Source organism: Legionella santicrucis, from assembly GCF_001468135.1.
Classification (GTDB): Bacteria; Pseudomonadota; Gammaproteobacteria; order Legionellales; family Legionellaceae; genus Legionella; species Legionella santicrucis.
In genome coordinates this window covers 1-7,604 of the sequence record NZ_LNYU01000045.1, presented here as the reverse complement: position 1 = coordinate 7,604, position 7,604 = coordinate 1, and the positions used below count along the sequence as shown (strand labels likewise).

Here is a 7,604-nt window from a genome sequence, read left to right as displayed (position 1 = left end):
TTATTGTATTCTTTATTAAATTGAGTGATATCTTTTTGGTTACCTTCATCACTTATTTTATAGATTAATTTAAGGAGTGTTCTATAATTTGCCATAATAATTTTTTCCTTTTGGGTTAAATTTTCAGGTGCAATGGTACCTGAAAATTATTAAGTCAATATTAAATTAGACCAAATAGATTAAATTATAATCTATTTGGTCTTTATAAAAACATTCTAATTTGATAAAAACATCTATAGATCTAAGCCTTTGCAGGTAGGAAATCTGTATACAATTTTCTGAATAGGTTAGAGGCCTGTTTACAATTTGTATAGTTAACGACATAAATTGTAAACAGGCACTCTAGGATTATTAAAAAATCCCTCAGTGGTTAAAATGGTAATGCAGAATCAGATTAATGCTCTCTACAAAAAAACATTCACTGCCTTAGTCCTGCCTTCTTCTGTTGCCTTTATTTGGCAATCCCTTAATTTCTCTAAATTCAAATTGGTTGTTTTATTACTTCCAAAAAAGGTCTGTGAATATGCACTCCTGAAAATATTTTCATGAGAATTGATCCCATACAGTCTTCCTGTATTAGGTTGCTCTTCAGAAGGTGATGGGTATAAAAGACTTCGATATCCTTTTATAACAACATCCTTAACCCCCTCTTGCTTCATGGCATTGACTACTCTGGTAACCAAGCATTCCCCCATTTTAAAAAAGTCCTCGTTTTCCGAAGAAATAGTAATATGCTGGGCATGAATCGGTTTGTCTTCATTGTTTTGTTTTGTATTATAATCTCGTTCTTTAAATTCTGTTTTATGCTTCGTTGTGAACATGATTTTTTTTCTGACTTGATCATCCAACAGGGCGATTTTTCCTGTGTTACTCTGAGCCCATATTGTGATATCTACCTCGTCAAAAATAGATTTTTTAGTTGGAATTAGATTAGGTACTGGTTTTCCTTTTTTATCTCGAAGTAGTTGGGCTTCTATCTTAGAACGTTCTTCATTATTTAATTGGTCGTAATCCTTTTTGGAGATGAATTGTTTGTTTTTGAGTCGATACCCATCCGGTTTTTTAGTATTTATAGTGAAATTTAAGTCTTTTAACTGCTGCAGTTGAAACTCAGAAAGCGTGGGACAAATCAACTCACTTTGTACTCCATTAGTACCTCTATGAATATAATGCACACTATAAGAAGAACCATTTTTGTTTTGTACTAACATATAGGCGGCATCAAGCGTTTCTGGAAACTGATGTTTTAAAGTCAGTTCGTCCATCTCTTTATTGATAACAGCTAACCCGCATCTGGAGGGATAACTGTCTGTAAGAATTGCCGTAGCCAGTTCATCAAGGCGTAACGTATCTTCACGTAATTGAGGGTATTGAGAAATTAAAGAGGACTGAATCCCCTTTTTTAACAGCTCAAGCTTTGCTGCTTCGGCAGGTAAGATTGACTTATCACCTGCAGTATCACATCCGATTAAAGTAAATTTTTTGATAAATGGGTACGATTTTTTTAATTGCGTTAGATCTTGCGAAGAAAAAGAGGCAATTTCATTGGACTTCAGGTTACTATGTCCAATAATGGCAACATTAATAGAGTTATTTAACCCATTTTTTGAGATAAATAATAATAATTCCTGTAATTGTTCTTTTGTTCTGATACAAACAGGATACGAATCAGCATGTTTTACTGCATAAATCCTATAAGTATCCTCCATTTCGTAGTCATCATCCAATTTTACGATAATTGTTTGGCAGTATTTTGCCATTTCTAGTTTGATTTTATTGACTTCTTTCTTAGATTCTGGGGGCAACTTGTCAAAAACACCATAATTTGATTTTATTAAATCTAAGGCAATCTTTTTTTCTTTTATAAATTCTTTCAGTACATCTGTGGGAAATAGTTCTGAGAATTGATGCCTTTGTGTCCAGCAATCGAGGTGGATACTCGCGTAATCTTCCTTGCTCAAACCATCCGATTTAATATACTGAAGAGCCCGGCTATTATTTTGTACCGCAGCCAGGCAGATTTTAGCATAATCTTCCTTGTTCAGGTCATCTGATTTAACGTCCTGAAGAGCCTCTCCCTTATTTTGTACCGCAGCCAGGCAGATTTTAGCATAATCTACCTTATTCAGGTCATCTGATTTAACATCCTGAAGAGCCTCTCCCTTATTTTGTACCGCAGCTAGGCAAATTTTAGCATAATCTTTCTTGCCCAAGACATTCGAGTTAACATACTGAAGAGGAAGAGTCAGACCTTCATTTTGTACCGCAACCAGGCAGATTTTACCGTAATCATCATTGTTCAGGCCATCCACGTTAATGTACCCAATAGCCCAGTTCTCATTTTGTACCGCAGCCAAGCAAATTTTAGCGTAATCTTCTCTGCTCAAGCGATCTGATTTAACGTATTCAAGAGCCCAACTATCATTTTGTACGGCAGCTAGACATATTTTAGCATAATCATCCTTGCTTAACCCATCTGATCTAACGTACTGAAGAGCCGAGCCATTATTTTGTACCACAGCGAGGCAAATTTTAACGTAATCTTCTGCGCTCAAGCCATTCGATTGAGAAGATAACTTGTTAACAAGGTTCAACTGACCACTTAATAACGCAGCTTCTGCGATCTGCTGGATAGTCAAACCCAACCGTTCCGACGCAAAATTAATGAGGGATTCCTCTTCTGCAAGAAACTCATCAGACAATAATAAACATACAAACAAACGATATTTATTTGAGACTGAATCATCTTCTATGGAAAACGCGCTCATCCCCTTTTTTAACACGGATATTTCCAGATCCGATAACTGATTATTAAAAATACTTTTCATTAAATTAGCATTAATTTTCTTTCCTTGTGGATGAATTAATCGTTCAGAATCGTTTGCAAATTGAGTATACATATTTTTTCCATCAGTAAATTGGATTAAGTATTATTAATACGCAGCTTCATCACCTAAGAAAAACACAAATATGTTGCGGGTGGTTATTCGGCTGCTCTATTTATTCAATCGAGTTCCAATTGAGCTCTTTAATAAGTGTGAGATCATCATCGGTTAAAATTATCTGATATATATTTAAACAACATATGATTATAAAAAAAACAACTCGAATATGAGACAAATAATACACATAAAGCCTTAAAAAAAGCTTAAGTAATACAAAAAAAACACCATCAACGCACAGTCTACGCACTTCGATTATTAGTCAAATTGAGCAAACTTTTTCAGATATCTTGTATATCCAGCCTTTTATCATATGCACTTGAGCCATTTCTTGCATTGATTTGATCCTTTTCTTACTTATTTTAAAAATCAGGTGCATTAGCCCTGATCATCAAGTTAACAATTCGAGGATAAAAAAGATTAATTTCTCTGAAATTAGCCGCATAAAGCAGCCCTGACGATAGGTTGATGCAATTGTTCGTATTTGTTTTTTTACTACCAATCCTTCGATAATATTGATTAAATTTTCAGCTTGAAGATAGTTTTAATTCCAGCTCACACATTAACATGTGTAACATTAATAAGATGGCATTACCTTATTATTTAAACCCATCCTCCCTGTCAAAATTGTCAGAGTTTTTAAGTGGTATAAAGATATCCTTGATTTGGGATAAGGGGTTATACAGCAAAATTTGTTGGTGCATCCTCATCAAAAAAATATATAATCAATAAAGCAGTGATAAAAAATGTGTTGTCTATTGACGATTTTCTTTTCAAGAAAGATTTTTGTTTCTCGTGATCTATTAATTTTTTAAAATGAAGTTTGTTATAAAGGTCATCTCGATAACATTTAAAACTTTATATGTAAAATATCTGTTGGGAAGTAGAAGATAACTTTATGAATTATTATACGATTTTTTTGACTATTAACCGACTCATTACAAGCTTACTCCCTATTCTACTGGTTGCTTGTACGCATCAGCAATCTAATGGCCCGGATCACTATGTGATCAGAGGGAAAACATATCATGTGATGAAATCTGCCAAAAACTACAAAGCAAAAGGAGTTGCTTCTTGGTATGGGTCACACGCTCGGAATCAAAAAACATCGACCGGATCGCGCTACAACATGTATGCGATGACAGCAGCGCATCCAACACTCCCACTGGCTACACGAGTACGGGTCAAAAACCTGAATAATGGCCGGTCGATTGTGGTTCGGATTAATGATCGAGGTCCTTTTGTATCGAACAGGATAATTGATTTATCCTTTGCTGCCGCTAAAAAACTCGGTATAAAAGGCCTTGCTCCTGTTGAAATTGAAGTGGTTTGAAATTGCTAAGAAGTATGGCTCGCTCAAGCTTAATAACCTGATTTATCTGATAAAACTTAGTAAATAGTCTAAAATTAGGCCTAACGCTCCAGAACTTGCACCATGATGCAAGATTTTTGATTAAAAATAGATTTATTTTGATATACATGAGGCAACTAAAGAAAGCTAACCGTTATGTTTTAAATCCATTGATTTAAATACAACATCTTGAGTTGCCTTATGAATTTGCTTGTAAATAAAGGCAATATCTTGCTCCAATATTGGGATAGTTTTTTGAGTGACAATATCCCAGCTTTGCGGATCTACCATGCTTACAATTCTATTATTGGGTAGAATGATATCTCCGTTAATAAATACTGAATTGATTCCAACGATAATATAACCATGACTAACAAGTTCAGTAATCATGTTTTCATACAATTGCGCCACTCCTCCTAAGCCCGAAATAAAGAGTAGAACTGGGAATTTTGTATTTTTGATAATTGGAGTATTCTCTATGGTATGACTTTTAAGCCCTGATAAGGTTTCAATATCTTTTGTTTTGACCCCAAATTTTGTTTTCAGAATGTCTTGTTCGGTCTTGATAAGCGGTCGATAATAAGGCGCGCCATTATAGTTTTTTGAGGTAATTGGATAATAAATTCTGACCATTAATTCATGACAATATTTTTTATTACCAGAACTGAAATCATTCTTATTTCTTTTTGAAAAATTTGGATCAGGACAAACATTAGAGTTAACCCAATGCAGATCCTTGAAGGAAACGCCGTATCTTCCAGATGGTTTTAGTAAATAATCAGTTATGGGTTGAGCTGCCAAAACTGTATGGCTTAGTAAAATCCCATATAAAAAATATTTTTTTAATAGTCTAATCACCATACAAATCAATTTAACCCGACAGTGCCTTACTGGATCACTCAAGGCCATCTTGTATTTTCTGAAATGTTTTTCAAGAAAAAACGTTTATGGCCTGGAGTACAGTTTTCGATTACACCAAAAATTTCATAATCACCTTAAACTCATAATTTATTCTAATTTCAACGGACCACAATATAATTGTGAGTTTGGTGTTAGAGATTTACATTTTTTAAATGGATTATGTTTACTTTTTAATTCATAATCAAAAAATTCTAAAACATATTGATTCACAGCCGCTGTAAATTCTAAACCATTCGCAGTTCCAAGTGAGTTTTTTGCAGTATCAAATGAAGGACCCGAATCATACCAAGGGGAATTCAAATTGCCATAAGTTTTTTCCCGTAATTCCCATAACTGTCTGTTAGAAATGAGGGTTATGAAATCAGTAAACGCGCTGTGTTTACTGTATTCCTCATTGTGAATATTAGGTGTCATCCAAACCAAATAACTTCCTTTTTCTAAAATAAACTCATTAGCAGCCTGTCTTTCTTTTCCATATTTTTTGTCATACGCAGATCTAAAAATTAAGCTTGGAATCATAGGATTATATATGTGTTTAGGAATATCATTCGACTGTCCAAAATCTAAGCTAACAAATGCTTTTATAGGTTTATTTTTATTGAATGAAACACGATAAATAGAAATAGCGCCAAGAGAATGCCCCATGCCGCCTATTTTTTTAACATCTATATGATCTTGTAAATTATTTAAGAGATGATTGAGAACTAAATTCAAATCACTTTCCATTGCAGACAAGCTGGAATTTTTGGGGTTAAAAAGAGAATGCATAAATTTTATTGAGGGACGGCCATGAATGAATTGAATTTCATTTCTGTATAAATAACCAAATGATTCTGTTAATGTTGCTGAATAAGCAGAATCAATAGCAGCGACAATATAACCATGGCTTACTAAATTCACGATAAAATTTTGATAATTGTTAGAATTAAAACTCCATCCTGGCTGAAATACAATTAAAGGAAATTTCCCATGAGCAATCTCCTTTGCTGATGAAACATAACTTTTAAGTTCTTGTAACCTATGTAAGTAACTATTTGCTGCTTTATAAGCATTCGATTTAATTTTATTATTTTTTATATCTTCTTTTATTTGTAAGCTTGCATCCGTATCGTAAGATAAAAAATTCTGAGAATGAGATTTTACGGGAAAAAATAAATATAAATTAATCATATGACAATGTTCTAAATTTTTACTATGCGCATAAAATTCTTTATCCGCTTCACGATAAAAGGGATCGGGACAAATGTTTTGATTAATGAGTTGAATCTTTTTCATACCCACCTCATATTTTCCAGTTGGTTGAAAAAGATAAGAAGGAGCGGAGTGGCTAAGAAAAATGGGGAGAAATAAAAAAGAAACAAGGAATGTTTTGATGAAAAAAATATTCATGACTAAAGTTCATTAAAGATAATCATTATTCTATCAGTAAATCCCTTCGCTATTAAGCATTCACCACTTATGTTTCACCTAAACAATGTTCCACATCTACCCTGCTTTCTTGTCGATTAACATGGCCTATGTAATATCCATCTTGAACTGCTGCCTTACGTTCTGTTATCTTACCAATAAATAAAATTTTAGCTTGAGTTAATTCAATGACCGATTGTAGAGAGTGACTCTTTCCCATTTTAGCGTCTCTCAAAGCAGAGCCAACCGAACATCATAAAACCAGGATTCAAGAAAACGCTTTGCAATAATGCTCATCTCAATCCTTAATAATTAAAATTTATTGTTATAACTTTAGCAATACATTTAAATTAATCAAACTCAGGAACACTACCCTTTTCTCAGGAAGTAATTTAAAATTTATTCAATGCAATAAACTAAAGGACCACTTAAATGATAAGACATATCGTTCTTTTACCTTTTAAAGATGAACTTAATGATAATGAATGCATGGAGCTATTAAAAGGGCTAGGAGCGCTAATAGAAATAATTCCAGAAATAAAGTCTTTTAGTTGTGGAAAAAATAATAGTCCAGAGAATTTAGACAGAGGATATTTATTTGGATTTGTTATGGAGTTTCTTACTGCGGAAGATAGAGCAGTATATTTAAATCATCCTGCTCATATTAATTATGCAACTAATAAAATAGTACCTAATTTAGTTAATGGCATCCACGCCCCTATTGTTTTTGATTATGAACTTTGAGGAAGCAAAAATATACTAGGATTTTGTGTCATTACAACTCGACTTGATAAAAATAAAATCATCAAAAATTCTTCTCATTCCTTGAAAATGCTTTTTATGTGGCAAGTAAATGGAGCCGTTGTAGCCATGCAAGGTACAGCCGCCAACAAACGAGCGCATCACATTGAATGAGAACATATTCACTAGGGTCTGTTGACATTTCACCTGCCGCCTACGTGCCGCGGCTTGTCCGCGGCATC

Annotated in this window: 7 protein-coding genes; 2 read left to right on the top strand and 5 right to left on the bottom strand. The window is 33.7% G+C overall.

Annotated elements, in window-relative coordinates; all coding sequences use genetic code 11:
* Positions 1–404 precede the first annotated feature (404 nt).
* On the bottom strand, positions 405–2,900 hold the full coding sequence (locus tag Lsan_RS09640) for a DUF4116 domain-containing protein (RefSeq protein WP_058514194.1): 2,496 nt from the start codon (positions 2,898–2,900) through the stop codon (positions 405–407).
* Positions 2,901–3,840: 940 nt separating this feature from the next.
* On the opposite strand from Lsan_RS09640, the gene Lsan_RS09635 reads away from it, so the two are divergent.
* Complete coding sequence (locus Lsan_RS09635; RefSeq protein WP_058514193.1) at positions 3,841–4,275, top strand: septal ring lytic transglycosylase RlpA family protein; 435 nt, start codon at positions 3,841–3,843, stop codon at positions 4,273–4,275.
* 165 nt (positions 4,276–4,440) lie between these two features.
* On the opposite strand, the gene Lsan_RS09630 is transcribed toward Lsan_RS09635, so the two are convergent.
* From Lsan_RS09630 to Lsan_RS22070, 3 genes are all read right to left on the bottom strand, one after another.
* The gene (locus tag Lsan_RS09630) at positions 4,441–5,202 is read right to left on the bottom strand and encodes an alpha/beta hydrolase (RefSeq protein WP_133134338.1); all 762 of its coding nucleotides are present in this window, start codon (positions 5,200–5,202) and stop codon (positions 4,441–4,443) included.
* Between the two features lie 99 nt (positions 5,203–5,301).
* Positions 5,302–6,603 carry an alpha/beta hydrolase gene (locus Lsan_RS09625; RefSeq protein WP_058514191.1) on the bottom strand — a complete coding sequence of 434 codons (1,302 nt, stop codon included), beginning with the start codon at positions 6,601–6,603 and terminating at the stop codon, positions 5,302–5,304.
* 67 nt (positions 6,604–6,670) lie between these two features.
* The gene (locus tag Lsan_RS22070) at positions 6,671–6,841 is read right to left on the bottom strand and encodes a hypothetical protein (protein ID WP_157068295.1); all 171 of its coding nucleotides are present in this window, start codon (positions 6,839–6,841) and stop codon (positions 6,671–6,673) included.
* A 212-nt stretch (positions 6,842–7,053) separates the two neighbouring features.
* Between Lsan_RS22070 and Lsan_RS09620 the strand changes: the two genes are divergently transcribed.
* Complete coding sequence (locus tag Lsan_RS09620) at positions 7,054–7,365, top strand: Dabb family protein (RefSeq protein WP_058514190.1); 312 nt, start codon at positions 7,054–7,056, stop codon at positions 7,363–7,365.
* Between the two features lie 15 nt (positions 7,366–7,380).
* Here Lsan_RS09620 and Lsan_RS22960 read toward each other — a convergent pair.
* The coding region (locus Lsan_RS22960; protein ID WP_237762092.1) for a hypothetical protein at positions 7,381–7,604 on the bottom strand (224 nt) is incomplete at its 5' end.